Genomic DNA, 14,936 nt, shown 5'->3' with positions numbered 1-14,936 from the left:
GCACATCACAACATTTCGCCTCGCAACGCATACCCTTGATCACGCGCAGTTGGTCTGATGCGCTTACCGATCTTCTGGCGCAACATTGCGAACCGCTGCCGCGAATGCCTGATGCGCAGCCACATCGACGGGCCGATGCTTGACCGTGGCCGAAGGTGGGTACTTGTCTACCGTATTGCCGTTCTTCCAGTCCTGCGCCGGCCGAACGGGGCGCGCAGTGAAGCCGCCACCGCAGTTCGGACAGACGTTGCCAAGCACGTTGTCGACGCAGTCGGCGCAGAACGTGCATTCGAAACTGCAGATGCGCGCATCGGTTGCAGAAGGCGGCAGGGAGGTGTTGCAGTTCTCACACGTGGGGCGTAGTTCCAGCATCGATATCTCCTTGCAGTTTCGGGTTGTGCCATCATAGCCGTCTCTTCGTTCTTGCCATTGTCTTTCACCAGCCATGACCACCCAAGACGACCGCCCCGATCCCGCCAACAGCCCGCTCAAGGCCGCTTTCCTGCGCCACGAGGAAACCCTTTCCCCGCCCGATCATGCATTGGGTGAAGATGACAGTGCGGTCTACCGGACGCTGCTCGAATCGACGAAGGCGATTCCGTGGAAGATCGACTGGGCGACGATGGAGTTTGCCTATATCGGTCCACAGATCGAGGCATTGCTCGGTTGGGCGCCATCGACGTGGAAGAATGTGAACGACTGGGCCGACCGCATGCATCCCGACGATCGCGAATCCGTGGTCAATTTTTGCGTGTCGCAGTCACAGGCGGGGACCGATCATGAGGCGGACTACCGTGCGCTGACCCGCGACGGCGGCTACGTTTGGCTGCGCGATGTGGTGCACGTGGTGCGTAACGACAAAGGCGAGGTCGATTCGCTGATCGGTTTCATGTTCGATATCAGCGAACGCAAGCGCACCGAGGAAAAGCTCGCGCAGTTGCAGCAGGAACTGGAGCGTTTATCCTATACCGACGGCCTGACCGGTGTGAGCAACCGTCGCAAGTTCGACAGCGTTCTGGCCAGCGAGTGGGCCGCATCGAGAGCATCTGGTGCGCCGCTGTCGCTGATCATCATGGACATCGATTTCTTCAAGTCCTTCAATGACTACTACGGCCACGTGCAGGGCGACGAGTGCCTGAAGCAGATCGCCGCGGTGTTGCGTGATGCGGTGGGCCCCGATCACTTCCTGGGGCGATTCGGTGGCGAGGAATTCGCCATGGTACTGGGCAATACCGATGCCGACGCCGCGGTGAAGATTGCCGAACGTTGCCGCGAGCTGATTGCCGCGGCTGCCATTCCCCACCTGCGTTCACCGTACGACCAGCGCGTTACGGCAAGCTTCGGCGTGGGCACCACGGTGTCGAATGGTCGCAGCGACGCCACGGCCTTCCTGAACCTGATCGATGCGCAGCTCTACCACGCGAAGGATAACGGCCGGAACCGTATTGCCGCCGTGGATCGCGCGGGCATGCAGGGCGATGCGTTCAAGGTGCATTCACGTTGAGCGCCGCACCGTTACCCGAACCGACATCGCGCCTGCGCCTGCGGGCGTGGCGCGAAGCGGATCGCGAACCGTTTCGCGCGATCAATGCGGATACACGGGTAATGGAGTTTTTCCCTTCTACGTTGAGTGCTGCCCAAAGCGATGCGTTCTTCGATCGCATCGTCACGCACCACGCACAGCACGGGTTTGGTCTATGGGCGGTGGAGCTGCAAGAGACGTCGAGTTTCATCGGCTTCACCGGTCTGGCCATTCCGGCCTGGAACCCTCCGTTCGGGCGTTGCGTCGAGATCGGCTGGCGCCTGGCCCACGACAGTTGGGGGCATGGCTACGCCACGGAGGCCGCGCGCGCGGCGCTGGATCATGGCTTCAACGTGTTGCGGCTCGATGAAATCGTATCGTTCACCGCGGCCATCAATCTGCGTTCCGAGCGTGTAATGCAACGGCTGGGCATGCGACACGCAACGGCCGACGATTTCGATCATCCTGCGCTGCCGCCAGACCATGCACTGACGCGGCACGTGCTGTACCGTCTGCCACGTGACCCGGCTGTGTGAACTTATTTTGACAATTCACGACGGATCGATCACTCGTGACAATTTGCGGTTTCATGCGGAAATTCCTTTCTCTTCGCGTGCCATCTGCTAGCCTCATTCGTTAAGCGGTACGCATGCGGCATATGCCGATGCGCCGTGAGGCAGTGCCCGGCAGCGCCCAGCAGAAGGAAGAACAATCATGGACCGATCGTGCATCCCGAAGGCTCTCCTGCGCCACGTGATGCGCGGATTCGTGGCGACGCTGCTGACCACTTGTGCGTGGCTTGGGCAAGCGCAAGCGGGCGATGTCACCGGAGCCGGCTCCACCTTTGTCTACCCACTCATGTCAAAGTGGGCTGCCACCTATTACGCCAAGACCGGACAGCAGGTGAACTACCAGCCGGTGGGTTCCGGCAATGGCATCCGTCAGATCAAGGCGGCCAATGTCACGTTCGGCGCGACGGACATGCCGCTCAAGCCCGACGAATTGCAGCGCGCTGGCCTGGCGCAGTTTCCGATCGTGGTGGGTGGTGTGGTGCCAGTGCTGAACCTGGCAGGCATTGGCGCTGGCCAGTTGCGCATGACGGGCGCGTTGCTGACCGCCATCTATCAGGGCAGGATCGTCAACTGGAATGATCCCGCGATCGCCGCCGTCAATCCCGGCGTGCCGCTGCCCGACCTGAAAATCGTGGTGGTTCATCGCAGCGACGGTTCGGGGACCACGTTCAACTGGACCGACTACCTCTCGAAGGTCAGCACGGAATGGAAGGACACTGTCGGTGCGGGCACCACTGTGAAGTGGCCAACCGGGGTCGGGGCCAGCGGCAACGAGGGTGTCTCGGTCTACATCCGCAACGTGCAAGGTGCTGTCGGTTACGTGGAGCTGACCTATGCCCTGCAGCGCAAGCTGACCTATGCGGCGGTCCAGAATCGCGATGGCATATACGTGCAACCTTCCCGCGAATCGTTCAGCGCGGCAGTGGCGGCGGCCGAATGGAACCCACAGCAGGACTTCTACCAGTTGCTGACCAATCCGCCCGGCCAGACGGTCTGGCCCATCACGGGTACCGTATTCGTGTTGATGCCGCGCGCGCCAGGCAATGCGGTTGGTACGCGCGATGCGCTGGCATTTTTCCAGTGGGCGTTGATGGAGGGCCAGGCCGATGCGCTTGCCGAACACTATGTCGCGCTACCACAGGCACTGGTAATGCAGATCCGCGCGTACTGGTCGGCCACGTTCAAATAGAAATGCCTACAGTTTTGCTCCCCTCGCCCGCTTGCGGGAGAGGGGTTGGGGGAGAGGGCATCGAGACTCAAATTGCGACTTGTCTCAGCTTGAACCGCCGGCCCTCTCCCCCGCCCCTCTCCCGCGGGCGGGAGAGGGGAGACCACCAAGGGCATCAGTGGAATTCCTCGATGACCGGGTTGTAGCAAGTGGCTGTAACGGTGGCCAGATCCATTCAGGCGCCTGCTGTTTCAGCCGATCTGAAATCGCGCGCACTTCCGCCATGGCTTGCGCGGCGATATCCGATGGCGTGGTCGTCTTGCGGCTGACGATTCCCACGGATCGCACCGGTCCGCCGACAATCTCCGCCACGTGCATCCCCTTGAGCGACAGCAGCGGCATGATGCCCAGATAGGGCAACACGGCGATGCCCAGACCCTGCTTGACGAAGCCGGCAATTGTGCCGATCTGGTCGAGCTGCAGCTTGGGACGGAACACCACACCGCGCTGCAGGAACGCGGCGCTCATGTACTTCATCGCGGTACTGGCATCGGTCATGCTGATCAGCGGCAGATCGGCAAGATTGTCCATCAACACTCGCGTGCCCACGCGCTTGCGCCAGACCGAAGGCGCTAGCAATACGAAGCGGTCGCGCAGGATTTCCTCGTAATGCAACTCGGGGTTCGATGGCGATGCTGACGCCAGCGCGAAGTCGACTTGATAGTGGACTACACGCATCACGGCGGCCTGATCCGCGCAATCGTGCACGGTAATCTGCGGTTGGGCATAGCGATGTTCCAGCGCGGCACACACGCCAGGTAGCAGCACGTTGGCTAGCGAAGGCAGCGCGGCTACTGACAGGCGGTGCGCTTCATGTTCCGCGCGGTTCTGCATGTGCTGCAGCCCCGTATCGAATTCCCCGACGATGCGACGCGCCATCGGCACCAGTTGCTGCCCCGCGGGCGTCAGCCGTACGCTGCGCGTGGAGCGCTCGAACAGCGCGACCCCCAGCTCTGCTTCCATGTCCTTGACCGCCTTGCTCAGCGACGGCTGCGTGACAAAGAACTGCTCCGCGGTGCGGCTGAAATTCAGCGACTGGGCCAGTGCCAGAAAGATACGAAGCTGACGCGGCGTGATATTCATTCTCTCAGCCTATCAAATCATCAATAAATGGAATTTCCGCAATAAATGTAGCCTGCCTAGAATAGGCCCGCAATGTTTGACGTCAGCGATTGAAACGGAGACAGGATGCTGGATCTCAAAGGCAAGGTGGCCCTGATAATGGGCTGTGGCGCGGTGGCCAAGGGCTGGGGAAACGGGCGGGCCACAGCTGTCTTGATGGCGCGCCAGGGCGCCACGGTGTTCGGCACCGACCTGAACCTGGAAAACGCCATCGAAACGCGCAACCTGATTGCGGCCGAGGGCTTCGGCGCCGAGGTCATGGCATGCGACAGCACCCGTGCCGATCAGGTGGAGGGCGTGGTGCAGGCTTGCATGGCGCGTCATGGCCGCATCGACATCCTTGTCAACAACGTAGGCCTGTCCCAGCCCGGGGGGCCTGTGGACATGGATGAAGCGGTCTGGGATGCGCAGATGCAGGTGAACCTGAAGGGTGCGTTCCTGGGCTGCAAGCATGTGCTGCCAATCATGCAGCGGCAAGGCGGTGGCGCTGTGGTCAATGTGGCATCGGTGGCCGGCTTGCGCTATGTGGGCAAGCCACAAGTGGCGTATGCCGCGGCCAAGGCCGGGCTGATGCATTTTACGCGCACTACTGCAGTGATCCATGCCCCCGACAACATCCGCTTGAACTGTGTGGTGCCGGGCCTCATGCATACGCCGCTGATCGAGGGACTCGCGGCCAAGTATGCGAAGGGCGATACCGAAGGGTTTATCGCGCATCGCAACAACCAGGTGCCGATGAAACGCATGGGCGACGGCTGGGATACCGCGCATGCCGTGCTGTTCCTGGCGGCGGACGAAAGCCGCTATGTCACCGGCACGGAGATCGTGGTGGACGGCGGGCTGGTTGCCGCCACCCGCTAGTCCGCATCGGATATGGGGACGGGCCACAAGAGCCCGCCCGCAGAAGCCATAACAACAGGAGATAACGATGACAGGTATTTTCCGGCGCTTGCTCGGTGCCGCCGCACTGGTTGCATTCATGCTTGGCGCGTCGTCGGCATGGGCGCAGCAGCCTTATCCGAACCAGCCGATTCGTCTGATCGTGCCGTTTGCGCCGGGCGGCGCGGTAGACCAGACCGCACGCACCATTTCCAATGCGCTGGGCAAGCAACTGGGCCAGACCGTGGTCATCGAGAACAAGCCCGGCGCCAGCGGCTCGCTCGGAGCCAGCGATCTGGCCCGTGCGAAGCCCGATGGCTATACGCTGATGCTGGCGCTGGATTCGCAGGCCGTGAATCACTATACGGTCAAGAACCTGCGCTTCGATACGTTCACATCGTTCGACTACCTGAGTCTGCTGGTTACCACGCCGCAGGTGCTGGTCGTGCGTAATGACCTGCCCGTGAAGAATCTCGATCAACTGGTGGCCTACCTCAAGACGCATCCGGAGACCTCGTACGGTTCGGCTGGTACGGCGTCAGCCGGGCATGTCAACAGCGCCCAACTGAACATTGCAAAGCAGCTTGCGACGACGCATATCCCCTACAAGGGCGCCGCGCCGCTGCTGACGGACCTGCTTGGCGGACATATCCAGTACGCGTTTGCCGGGTTGTCCGTGATGCTGCCGCATATCCAGGCGGGCAAGATCCGTGCGCTGGCCGTCAGTTCGCCGAAGCGCTCGGCAATGTTGCCCGATGTACCGACCATGAGCGAATCGATCGCGGGCTTCGAGTATCCGACTTGGATCGGCCTGGTGGCCCCCAGGGGGTTGCCGACGGACGTACGCGACAAGCTGCTGGGCGCTACGCGCGAAGTCATGCATGATCCCGAGGTGTCGAAGCGGTTCGCGGAAAACGCATTCGATATCGTCAACAACAGCCCGGAAGCGTTTGCCGCGCGCGTCAGGAAGGATTCGGACGTGATGGCCGATCTTGTCAAGCGCAAGGTGATCGTTTCGGAATAGAACCTGAATCAAGGAGACAGATTCGCGATGGCAAACATCCCTTACGCAGACCTTTCCGATCCGTTGGTGCGGCCCCTTGTCGAGCGCATCACCGCGGAGCGCGGTGGTGTGCTGCACCTATACCAGATGCTGCTCCATGCGCCGCCGGTGGCCGAGGGCTGGCTGACTTACCTGACGGCGATCAGGCAGAAGTCCACGCTACCCGGTGCGCTGCGCGAACTGGTCATCATGCGCGTTGCGATTCTGAACGGCGCGCCTTACGAGGCCGACCAGCACGCGCCGATCGCGCTCAGGGAGGGCATGACGCAGGCCCAGCTCGATGCGTTGCCGTCGTGGCAGGACAGCCAGCTGTTCGACGACACCGAACGCGCGGTGCTGGCCTACACCGATGCCATGACACGCAATATTCGGGTCGATGCACCGGTCTTTGACGCTATCCGGCAGCGGTTTTCGGAGCGGCACATTATCGAGCTGACCGCGACCGTGGGTGCCTACAACATGGTGTCCCGGTTTCTTGAGGCGCTACAGGTGCATTCTCATGACGTGCGCTAGGCCACTCGGCACTTTGCCTACCGTAATCCACCCGGGTCACCTATAACAGTCGGACATGGCCGCAGCGCGCGGGCGCTGGGCATGGCGTGAGGAGTGCGTCATGCTGGAAGACAGATTCGGATTGTCGCTGTCCACATCGTCGGTGCCGGCGCGCGACGCCTATGTGGCGGGTGTCGATAGCGTGATGTCGGGGGTAGCCGGCTACCGTGAGCATCTGGCGGCGGCGATGGACCTGGATCCCGCGTTTGCGCTGGCCGCCATCACCCTGGCGCGCGGTTGGTTCCTCGACGGCGAGGTGGCGCAGGCGAGGGAATTGGCCGGAAGTGCGCGCAAGCTGGTGGCACATCACTCGCCACGCGAGCAGAGCCACGTCGAGGTGCTTGCGCTTGGCATCGAGGGCAAATCCGCCCTGGCGATGCCGGCCATGCACACGCACTTGAAGGCGTGGCCGCGCGACGGCATGGTGTTGGCGCCTGCCACGAGCGTGTTCGGACTTTACGGCTTCAGTGGCGATCCCGACCACGAGGAGCAGCTCTACCAATACCTGTTGTCATTGGCAGCGGCCTACGGCGAGGACTGGTGGTTCGATGCCGTGCTCGGTTTCGCCGCTGGCGAGACCGGGCGGCTTGACGAAGCCTGGACACGGCTTGAACGTGCATTGCAGGCGAATCCGCGCCATGCCCATGCGGCTCATTTTCGTACGCATGTCATGTATGAACGTGGCGAGTCGGCGCTGGCCCTTGAATTCCTGGAAGGCTGGATGCCCCAGCATGACAGGCGCAGCCTCACGCACTGTCATCTGTCATGGCACCTGGCATTGGCCGCGTTGGCGGTTGGCAAGACCGATCTTGCCTGGCAGGCCTATCGAGCGAGTGTGCATCCGGGTGGTGCCTGGGGGCCGCCGATCAATGTCGTGACCGACGCCGTGTCGTTCCTGTGGCGCGCGGAACTGGCGGGGCAGCCACGCGATGAAGTTGCCTGGCGCGAACTCCATGCCCACGCACAGCACTGCTATCCGGCCGCGGGGCTGGGCTATGTCGACTTGCACGCGCTGATCGCCTGTGTGGTCGAGGAAGATATTGAAGCATTGCAGGTGCGTCTGGCGGAGATTCGCGACAAGCTTGAATTAAACCGCTACGCGGCCGGTGACGTCGTCGTCCACCTGGTCGAGGGCTTCTCGGCCTACGCCGCTCAGGACTGGGACGTTGCGATCCGTACGCTGGAAGCGGCCATGCCACGCACCGTATGCATTGGTGGCAGCCGTGCCCAGCGCGATCTGGTAGACCTGACGCTGGTGTCGGCCTATCTGAAGGAGGGGCGTCCCGAAGCGGCCAGGGCGCTGATAGCAGGCCGGCAAGGCCGGCACGCGGCCGTCGGCGTTGCAGGCTACCACTGACGCGTTGCTACGATGCGGCCTCGTCGGATATGGCGTGCGCCACGGGGAGCCGTAGTTCGAACCACGTACCGTATGCGTCGGCTTGCCACGCGATCTCCGCAGCCACTGCTCGCGCACGCCTGCGCAGGTTGGCCAACCCACGCCCGTTGCTGGTCTCTTGCACAAGCGCATGATCGAACGGTTCGCCGTTGTCATGTACACGCACGGTCACCGCATGATCATCCGACCTGGTCTGCACGCGGATCCTCGTGGCACCACTGTGCTTGAGGATATTGGTCAGGACTTCCTGCAGAATGCGCAGGATATGGAGCGCGCTCTGCGGATCGAGCCAGGGCAGCGCCGGCACATCCTCGACCTGCCACTCCAGTCCGATACCGGCAGCTTCAAGGCGTGGGCCGAGCCGATAGCGCAGCGTGGCCAGCAACAGGAGCAGGTCGGCGGATACCGGCTCCAGCGAATCGATGGTCAGCTTGAGATCGTCGATGCATTCGCGCAGCAACTGTGCGATATCGCCTTCGACATCCATCTTTGCACGACGTTGCTCGACCACGCGCAAGGCGCTGATCAGGGACGAGCCGAGCCCGTCATGCATGTCCTGCAGCAGGCGCTGGCGCTCTTGCGTGAGCGTCTCGCGACGCTCGACTTCGCGTAGCTGCCGATGACTTTCGTTAAGCTCGGCCTCGCGTTGCGCGAGCCGGACCGAGAGGTTTGCGTTGAGCTGCGCCACTTCCTCCAGAGCACCGATATAGCGCCGGTACATCAGGTACATGAACAGCAACAGCTGTACGCAGCCCAGGTAAGACAGCAGGTAGATGCCCTCGATGCTGATGCGATAGTTCTGCAGCAGCACATCATGCACCGCGATAGGCGTGCTCATCGCGTTCCAGGCAGAAAACAGCATGGCCTCGCGCGACCCTGCGCGCCACGACGCCCGCAGCGCGGCGATCGACGCCACCAGGTTCAGGGCAACCAGCAGCAGGTTCGATAGCGGAAACAGGAACACTGCGTGTGTGAGCCACGAGAGCGGCAAGGTGCTGGTGGCCAGGAAAATGACGATGCAGATCAGCGTCGCTTCAAGCCGACGGTAACGTATGCCGAGGTAGCGGAATATGAAGACATAGCAGGTCAGGATCAGCCACGCGATGCTGTTGAAGGCCAGCCAGCTGAACCAGGCTTCCGGGATCGGCAGCGGATCTTGTCCGACCAGATACTGGAGCGTGTGCAGGAAGTAGCTGGATGCCGCCAGGAAGCACAGCAGATAGCGCGATTCGCCGCGGCGCTTGCACCAGACCAGCAGCGAGAAAATGCCGATGGCGAGCAACGCGCCGCTCGACAGGTATGGAAACTGCGTCTGCAGGAAGCTGCGCAGCGCATAGCGCCAGAGCAGTTGCCCATTGGTGCCGATGCGCACCGTCGATATGGCGCCGCCGACCTGCCCGACGACATCCATGCGTACGACGATCTCACGCGGTGCATGGCCCAAGGCAATCCACAGCGGATAGTTGTAGCTGTTCCATACCGGCCCGGCGCGCGAGTGCCAGAGCAGTTTGCCGTCGGCATAGACCGCGAGCCGTCCCACCGTTTGCCAGCGTGGCGCATAGAGGTACAGCGGCTCCTGCGAGCTGGTCAGTGATGGCGACTGGGGCAGCGTGAACCTTAGCCAGACCGTCTCCATGGCGCCAGCGTCGATGGCATCGGGCGTGATATGACGCGCGACTACCATGGGCAACGGCGTGTCCGTCCACGTGTTGCCGATTTCCTTGGGATCCAGCGTCATCGGTGGCGTCGCCAGCGAGCCGTCTGGCGTGATACGCGTTTGCGCAGCGGTGATATGCAAAGGCAAGTCCTGTGCGTGCAACTCGCCGGCAAGCATTACCGACAGCATTGCCAGGAGCATCGCAACGAGCCATCCATGGCATGCGCCGTGCCTAATCCTCATCGAGCAAGCCCCGCGTGCGCGCAACGTTGATGGCCTCCACCTTGGAGTGCACGTCCAGCTTGACGTAGATACGTCGCACATAGGTCAGCAGTGTATGGCGCGACACCGCCAGCCTCTGGGCGATCTCGTCGTGCGAGAACCCGCGCGTGATGTCGTTGAGGACCTGGTATTCGCGTGGGGACAACGCCGCAGGCGTGGTGACTGGTGGACTGGCCGGAGGCGGTGCTGTAACGGTGTCCAATGCCGGCGCACGCAAACGCGTCAGCACCTGGCGTGCAATCAATGGGCTCATTGGACTGCCGCCAAGATGCAACGAGCGCAGTTCGCGCACGATATCAGCGGCGCTGCTGTCCTTGAGCAGGTATCCCGTGGCGCCCGCTTCAATCGACCGCATGACGTGGGCCTCGTCGCCGAACACGGTAGCCACCATGATTTCGCAATGCGGCCACGCTGCGCGCGTGGCGCGAATGGCATCGATGCCTGAGCCGTCGGGCAAGCCAAGGTCCACCACCAGGATGTCTGCGGGGCTTGCACGCTGCAGGAGTGCCAGGCCATCGCGAAGTGTGGCGGCGGCTCCTGCCGCACGCATGTCTGGCGCGCTGGCCAACGCCTGCGCAAACGCGGCACTGAAGTGCGCATCGTCATCGATCAGGGCAACACGAATGGGCGGGGCAAGCGGAGCAGGGCTGGTTGTGGACACGGCGGCTTTGGGCTGCAAGGCGTGGAATCTGCGCACGATGTTGGCAGCGGCCCGTGCAACCGCGGGTTCCCACCAAAGTGGGGGAGCGGCTGCATGTCACGTGTTTGGGGGACATACAGACCGCAGGGATCGGGCTACGATCCGCCCGAATTGTTGCACGTGCGGGTCGTATGCGTCACCGCAATACAGCGCGTGCATGCATCAAAACAACAGACGCACTACAGACCAACAACAACGGGGAAGGGGTCAGGGATGAAAACGGCATTGGTACGGCAGGCAAGGTGGGTACTGGGGGCACTGGCGATCGGCGTGGCGTTGGCCGCGTGCGGCGGTGGCGATGGGGGCAGCGGCACCGCCAGTGCCGGTAGTGGAAGTGGCGGTAGTGGAAGCGCCGGGGGAAGTGGCAATGGTGGAAATGGTGGGACTGGAGGGGCGGTGACGCCAGTCATGCCGGCTGCGGTGACCTACATGGGGGTTGTCAGCTTTGGCGACACGATCGCCATTACGCTGGACGCACCGGTCGCCGGCAAGCTCAAGATCCGCTTTGCGGACTCGGCGTTTGGCCTGAGCGGCACGCTGATTGGCGACTACGCGCTCAACGCTGGCGTCTATTCGGTCAGCAACCTCGTAGTGGACAGTGCCGATCCACCACCGGCCTTTGTCTCCGCCGTGCTGGGCACCATCACGGTGACATTTACGGTGTCCGGTACCACGCTGACTGGCGAAATCGGCGGGTTGCCGAAGCAGCTTGGCGGCGGCAAGCTGTCGGGGCATGTCACCGCGAGCAGCGTGTCGACGGCGGTATCGGCTGCCACTTTGGCGGGTACCTATACATTCCTGCGCACGCAGTCGACGTACTACGCAAGCTCGGGCAACTTGCAAACGCAAGCCGCCATGGGTGGACAGATGCGTGTCAATGCCGACGGCACTGTGCGCATGTGCCAGACCGAGACCTACAGTGACACTTGCAGTGCTTTTCCGGCGCTGCTAGGGACGCTCTCGCTGGCTGACCAGACGCGCTACCCGGGCGCCTACCAGCTTACGCTTGGTGGCAAGGTGTGGGGCCGGGTGTTCCCGTTGCTCGACAATGGCGTGCCGACGCTATATCTGGACCACAACATGGCCGATGCGCAAGGCAACCCCATGACCGGCACCGGCGTGTTCCGTCCCGGTCAGTCGCTCGCGGTCGGCCAGTTCGCAGGCAGCTGGACATGCTCCGAGCCAGGCGCCGCCTATGCGGCAGTCACCGGCTTGGGCATCCGGGCGGCACTAGATGGATCGATCGTGACTGAAACGCTCACCATCGACACCAACGGTGTGGTCACAAGCGCAAAGCGTGGCACCAGCACACTGCTCCTGCCCAACTTGTCCAACAACCTGCTGGGTATCGGCTACAGCATGGCCAGCGTGGTACCCGGTACGATGACCGCGATCTGGAACCTGCCGGCCCCTTCGACCGATACGCGCACGCAGGTGTTCCTGCCCGTGAATGCCAACACCATGGCCTACTACGCCGAAATCAAAAGCACGGCTTCGGACCCGGTGCCCTGGACATTCGTGGTGCAGGGTACGTGCCGGAAGGGTTGAGCCGGCAATATCGCAAGACGTAAAAAAAACGCCCCGTGGCATCACTGCCCCGGGGCGTTTTTGCGCGCTGTCGTCGGACACTGCAAACCGATGAAGCGGCCTGCAATATTCCGACGGCGAACGCTTAGGCCTTCACCGAATCCAGCGCGGCGTTCAGCGTCTTGCTCGGACGCATCACGGCTTCCAGCTTGGCGGCGTCCGGTTGGTAGTAGCCGCCGATTTCCACCGGCTTGCCTTGCACGTCCGACAGTTCGCCGATGATGGTCTTCTCGTTTTCCGTCAGCGTCTTGGCCAGCGGTGCGAAGGTCTTGGCCAGTTCGGCGTCGCCGGTTTGCGCGGCCAGTTCCTGGGCCCAGTACATGGCCAGGTAGAACTGGCTACCACGGTTGTCGAGCTGGCCGGTCTTCGGCGACGGGCTCTTGGCGTTGTCCAGCAGCTTGCCGGTCGCGGCGTCCAGCGTCGTGGCCAGCACCTTGGCGCGGGCGTTGCCCGACTTGATGCCGAGCTCTTCCAGCGACACGGCCAGCGCCAGGAATTCACCGAGCGAGTCCCAGCGCAGGTGGTTTTCTTCCACCAGTTGCTGCACGTGCTTCGGTGCCGAACCGCCCGCGCCGGTTTCGTACATGCCGCCACCAGCCATCAGCGGAACGATCGACAGCATCTTGGCGCTGGTGCCCAGTTCCATGATCGGGAACAGGTCGGTCAGGTAGTCGCGCAGGATGTTGCCGGTTACCGAGATGGTGTCCAGGCCGCGGATCACGCGTTCCAGCGTGAAGCGCATGGCGCGGACCTGCGACATGATCTGGAGCTCGAGGCCCTTGGTGTCGTAGTCCTTCAGGTAGGTTTCCACCTTCTTGATCAGCTCGGCTTCGTGCGGACGGTACGGGTCCAGCCAGAACACGGCCGGCATGCCCGAGTTGCGCGCGCGCGTGACAGCCAGCTTCACCCAGTCACGGATCGGTGCGTCCTTGACTTGGCACATGCGCCAGATGTCGCCCTGCTCGACCTGCTGCGTCAGCGCGGCCAGCACTTCGCCGGTGGCGTTGTCGACGATGCGGGCTTCGCCGTCTTCCGAGATCTCGAAAGTCTTGTCGTGCGAACCGTACTCTTCAGCCTTCTGCGCCATCAGGCCGACGTTCGGCACCGTGCCCATCGTCACCGGATCAAAGGCGCCGTTGGTCTTGCAGAAGTTGATGATTTCCTGATAGATGCGAGCAAAGGTCGACTCGGGGATCAGGCACTTGGTGTCCTTGGTGCGGCCGTCGGCACCCCACATCTTGCCGCCGATACGGATCATGGCCGGCATCGATGCGTCGACGATCACATCGTTCGGCGCGTGCAGGTTCGAGATGCCCTTGGCCGAATCCACCATCGCCAGTTCCGGGCGATGCTCGTGGCAGGCGTGCATGTCGCGGATGACTTCCTCGCGCTTCGACTCCGGCAGCGACTCGATCTTGGTGTACAGGTCGACCAGGCCGTTGTTGACGTTCACGCCCAGTTCGTCGAACAGCTTCGCGTGCTTGGCGAAGGCGTCCTTGTAGAAGACCTTGACGGCGTGGCCGAACACGATCGGGTGCGACACCTTCATCATGGTTGCCTTGACGTGCAGGCTCAGCATGACGCCGGTCTTGCGCGCGTCTTCCATCTGTTCTTCGTAGAAGGCCAGCAGGGCCTTCTTGCTCATGAACATGCTGTCGATGATCTCGCCGTCCTGCAGTGCGACCTTCGGCTTCAGCACGATGGTCTTGCCGCTCTTGGTGAGCAGTTCCATGCGGACTTCACGCGCGCCTTGCAGCGTGATCGACTTCTCGCCATGGTAGAAGTCGCCGTGCTTCATGTGGGCAACGTGCGTGCGCGAAGCCATGCTCCAGTCGCCCATGCTGTGCGGGTGCTTGCGCGCATAGTTCTTGACCGCGGCCGGAGCACGGCGGTCCGAATTGCCTTCACGCAGGACCGGGTTCACGGCGCTGCCCAGGCACTTCGAGTAGCGCTTCTGGATGGCCTTCTCTTCGTCGGTCTTCGGATCTTCGGGGAAGTCGGGGATCCGGTAGCCCTTCGATTGCAGTTCCTTGATGGCGCTGACCAACTGGAACACCGATGCGCTGATGTTCGGCAGCTTGATGATGTTGGTGTCGGCGTTTTGCGTGAGTTTGCCCAGCTCGGCCAGGTTGTCCGGCACGCGCTGTTCTTCAGTCAGGAATTCGGGGAATTCGCCCAGGATACGGCCAGCCACGGAGATGTCGCTGGTCACCACGTTCACGCCGGCGGGCGCGGTGAACGTGCGGATGATTGGCAGGAAGGCACTGGTGGCCAGCAGCGGAGCTTCGTCGGTTAGGGTGTAGATGATGGTGGGCTGCTGGTTGCTCATCGCTTATCTCGCATCAAATTCGGGTTTGGATAATGCCCCGCCCGGGT

The 14,936-nt window shown here is 62.5% G+C and carries 13 protein-coding genes; 8 read left to right on the top strand and 5 right to left on the bottom strand.

The annotated features are described in order from the left end of the window. Positions 1-63 precede the first annotated feature (63 nt). Positions 64-372, bottom strand: coding sequence for a DUF1272 domain-containing protein (locus ACO550_RS20085; protein ID WP_315593715.1), 309 nt, complete (start codon positions 370-372; stop codon positions 64-66). Positions 373-445: 73 nt separating this feature from the next. Between ACO550_RS20085 and ACO550_RS20080 the strand changes: the two genes are divergently transcribed. The 3 genes from ACO550_RS20080 to pstS all read left to right on the top strand — a co-directional run bounded on the left by ACO550_RS20080 (position 446) and on the right by pstS (position 3,283). Further along, on the top strand, positions 446-1,504 hold the full coding sequence (locus ACO550_RS20080; protein ID WP_315593714.1) for a sensor domain-containing diguanylate cyclase: 1,059 nt from the start codon (positions 446-448) through the stop codon (positions 1,502-1,504). Next, complete coding sequence (locus tag ACO550_RS20075; protein WP_315593713.1) at positions 1,501-2,058, top strand: GNAT family N-acetyltransferase; 558 nt, start codon at positions 1,501-1,503, stop codon at positions 2,056-2,058. Before ACO550_RS20080 ends, ACO550_RS20075 begins: the two co-directional genes overlap by 4 nt. A gap of 220 nt (positions 2,059-2,278) precedes the next feature. After that, positions 2,279-3,283 carry a phosphate ABC transporter substrate-binding protein PstS gene (gene pstS / locus ACO550_RS20070; protein ID WP_315593733.1) on the top strand — a complete coding sequence of 335 codons (1,005 nt, stop codon included), beginning with the start codon at positions 2,279-2,281 and terminating at the stop codon, positions 3,281-3,283. Positions 3,284-3,367: 84 nt separating this feature from the next. Here the strand turns inward: pstS and ACO550_RS20065 are convergent, their stop codons facing one another. Next, on the bottom strand, positions 3,368-4,405 hold the full coding sequence (locus tag ACO550_RS20065; protein WP_315593712.1) for a LysR substrate-binding domain-containing protein: 1,038 nt from the start codon (positions 4,403-4,405) through the stop codon (positions 3,368-3,370). A 105-nt stretch (positions 4,406-4,510) separates the two neighbouring features. On the opposite strand from ACO550_RS20065, the gene ACO550_RS20060 reads away from it, so the two are divergent. The 4 genes from ACO550_RS20060 to ACO550_RS20045 all read left to right on the top strand — a co-directional run bounded on the left by ACO550_RS20060 (position 4,511) and on the right by ACO550_RS20045 (position 8,295). Further along, the gene (locus tag ACO550_RS20060; protein WP_315593711.1) at positions 4,511-5,305 is read left to right on the top strand and encodes an SDR family NAD(P)-dependent oxidoreductase; all 795 of its coding nucleotides are present in this window, start codon (positions 4,511-4,513) and stop codon (positions 5,303-5,305) included. Positions 5,306-5,372: 67 nt separating this feature from the next. Then, positions 5,373-6,347 (top strand): tripartite tricarboxylate transporter substrate-binding protein, encoded by a 975-nt coding sequence (locus tag ACO550_RS20055; protein WP_315593710.1) that lies wholly within the window; start codon positions 5,373-5,375, stop codon positions 6,345-6,347. A gap of 27 nt (positions 6,348-6,374) precedes the next feature. Then, positions 6,375-6,899 carry a carboxymuconolactone decarboxylase family protein gene (locus tag ACO550_RS20050; protein ID WP_315593709.1) on the top strand — a complete coding sequence of 175 codons (525 nt, stop codon included), beginning with the start codon at positions 6,375-6,377 and terminating at the stop codon, positions 6,897-6,899. 100 nt (positions 6,900-6,999) lie between these two features. Next, positions 7,000-8,295: a hypothetical protein gene (locus ACO550_RS20045; RefSeq protein ID WP_315593708.1), complete on the top strand. Its 1,296-nt coding sequence runs from the start codon at positions 7,000-7,002 to the stop codon at positions 8,293-8,295. Between the two features lie 7 nt (positions 8,296-8,302). On the opposite strand, the gene ACO550_RS20040 is transcribed toward ACO550_RS20045, so the two are convergent. After that, entirely contained in the window at positions 8,303-10,192 is a 1,890-nt protein-coding gene (locus tag ACO550_RS20040; protein ID WP_315593707.1) for a sensor histidine kinase, read from the bottom strand. A 31-nt stretch (positions 10,193-10,223) separates the two neighbouring features. After that, positions 10,224-10,934 carry a response regulator gene (locus ACO550_RS20035; RefSeq protein WP_315593706.1) on the bottom strand — a complete coding sequence of 237 codons (711 nt, stop codon included), beginning with the start codon at positions 10,932-10,934 and terminating at the stop codon, positions 10,224-10,226. 252 nt (positions 10,935-11,186) lie between these two features. Here ACO550_RS20035 and ACO550_RS20030 point away from each other — a divergent pair, with 252 nt between their 5' ends. Continuing rightward, positions 11,187-12,521, top strand: coding sequence for a hypothetical protein (locus ACO550_RS20030; RefSeq protein WP_315593705.1), 1,335 nt, complete (start codon positions 11,187-11,189; stop codon positions 12,519-12,521). Positions 12,522-12,645: 124 nt separating this feature from the next. Here ACO550_RS20030 and ACO550_RS20025 read toward each other — a convergent pair whose 3' ends face one another. Beyond that, positions 12,646-14,889: an NADP-dependent isocitrate dehydrogenase gene (locus tag ACO550_RS20025; RefSeq protein ID WP_315593704.1), complete on the bottom strand. Its 2,244-nt coding sequence runs from the start codon at positions 14,887-14,889 to the stop codon at positions 12,646-12,648. Between the last annotated feature and the right edge of the window lie 47 nt (positions 14,890-14,936).

This window comes from Cupriavidus sp. (assembly GCF_057315035.1).
This window is presented reverse-complemented; position numbering and strand designations above follow the sequence as displayed.